Origin of the sequence: Aeromonas sp. QDB56 (assembly GCF_027705505.1) — a bacterium.
Taxonomy (GTDB): Bacteria; Pseudomonadota; Gammaproteobacteria; order Enterobacterales; family Aeromonadaceae; genus Aeromonas; species Aeromonas caviae.
The window spans coordinates 1-1,842 of record NZ_JAPDBZ010000256.1; the positions used below are offsets into that span (position 1 = coordinate 1).

Annotated in this window: 1 protein-coding gene; it reads right to left on the bottom strand. The window is 64.9% G+C overall.

Annotated features, from left to right (window positions below):
* Positions 1 to 122: 122 nt before the first annotated feature.
* Positions 123 to 1,709: a methyl-accepting chemotaxis protein gene (locus OKB81_RS20220; RefSeq protein ID WP_234888726.1), complete on the bottom strand. Its 1,587-nt coding sequence runs from the start codon at positions 1,707 to 1,709 to the stop codon at positions 123 to 125.
* Positions 1,710 to 1,842 lie beyond the last annotated feature (133 nt).

The following is a 1,842-nucleotide window of genomic DNA, read 5'->3' on the forward strand; positions in this document are numbered from 1 at the left end:
CCCAGGGCGGTGAAGATATCAAAGACCCGTTTTCCGGTAAATCGCTATGCGGCTCCGCTTAAGTGAACAGCATTGCGCCGATTGGTGGGGCCTTCTGCGCTGTGCCGGGTGACCAGCAAGACTCAGAGGGTGAAGCGCTGGGTCATATGGTGCAGCGAGGTGGCCAGCCTGCTCAGCTCGACGCAGGCCTGGGCGGTCTGCTGCGCCCCCTGGGCATTCTCGTCGGCGGCGGTGTGGATCTTGACGATGCTGCGATTGAGCTCCTCGGTGACCGCGTTCTGCTGCTCGGTGGCGGTGGCGATCAGGGTGTTCATGTCGGTGATCTGGGTGACGGCACCGTTGATGCTGTCGATGCTGCTCCCCGCCTCCCGCGCCAGCTCCACGCTCTCCTGCATCTGCTGACGGCTCAGTTGCATGGCGCTGCCCGCCTCGGCGGTACGCTCCTGCAACACCTCGATCATCTTGCTGATTTCGGCGGTGGACGCCTGGGTGCGCTGGGCCAGACTGCGCACCTCGTCTGCCACCACCGCAAAGCCACGCCCCTGCTCGCCGGCCCGGGCCGCTTCGATGGCCGCGTTGAGGGCCAGCAGGTTGGTCTGCTCGGCGATGCCGCGAATCACGTCCAGCACCATGCTGGCGCTGTCGGTCTCAAGTTGCTGCACCACGCTCCCGGCCTGCTCTATCTGGCGGGAAACCTGCTCTATGCTGCCGATGGCGCTGCGCACCACCTGGTTGCCCTGGGTGGAGGTGCGGGAAGCCTGCTTGGCCGCCCCCATGGCGTCCGTGGTGTTGCGAGCCACCTCATTGACGGTGGACTGCATCTCGTTCATGGCGGTGGCGACCTGAGAGACCTCTCCCTGCTGGCTTGCCATGCCTTTGGCGGACTGCTCGGAGATGGCGCTCACCTCCTCTACCGCGCTGCTGAGCTGACTCACCGAACCGGAGATTTCACTCACCAGCTCCGCCAGAGCCCCCTGCATCCGGTCGATGGCCGACCCCAGCTGGCCCAGCTCGTCGCGGTTGAAGCGGTTGCCGCGGATCCACTCCTGCAGCTCGCCCCGACCGAGATCGCCGCTCGCAATGCGCTGGGCCTGACGGGCCAGCATGATGAGCGGGTCACGGATCTGGCGGGTCAGCACCACGGAGAGGGCGACAACCAGGGCCAGGCCGATCACCAGGGCCAGGGTCACACTCAGCTTGGCGCTGTCAAAGGCGGCGATCACCTCGGCGCGGGAGCCCACGGAGTAGCCGTGGTTGATGCGAATGAGATCCCCCACCGACTTGCTCAGGGTGGTGTAGAGGGTGACCCCCTCCCCCATGAAGAGGTGCCGGGCTTCGGCCATCTGTCCCGAGTCCTGCATCTGCCGGATGCGCTGGTGCAGGGCGACATATCGCTCCCAGTCCGCCTTGACGATGTCAAAGGCGCGGCGCTCCTCCCGATCCTCCGCCCAGATGGTGCCATCGTGGGCCACTATCTGGCGCGCAGCCTCTTGCAGGCTCTTCTCGCTCTCGTTGCGATAGCGGGCCTTCTGCTGGGCATCGTCCGCCACCAGGAAGACATCCAGTTCGTAGCGGCGCAGGGCATTGATGGTCTCGCCGAGGGTGCTGGTGCGCACGACGGCGGGCAGGATACTGTCGGTAAAGCCGATGGCGGCGCGGTTCATCTTGCTGAATTCAAACAGCGAGAAGCCGCCGATAAAGGCCATCATCAGGCCGAGTACGGCAAAGCCGGCGGTAAGTTTTTTGCCTATCGTCTTGACATCCTCCCCACCTTAGCGCTTCGCGTCACAGGAGGGGGATTCCCATTACTGGGTGATAGCTGCTCGCGCAGTACCGGGTTCC

Excerpts from the sequence above, each read along its gene's own strand:
- OKB81_RS20220 (WP_234888726.1), bottom strand. The coding sequence starts at position 1,709 with ATGATGGCCTTTATCGGCGGCTTCTCGCTGTTTGAATTCAGCAAGATG.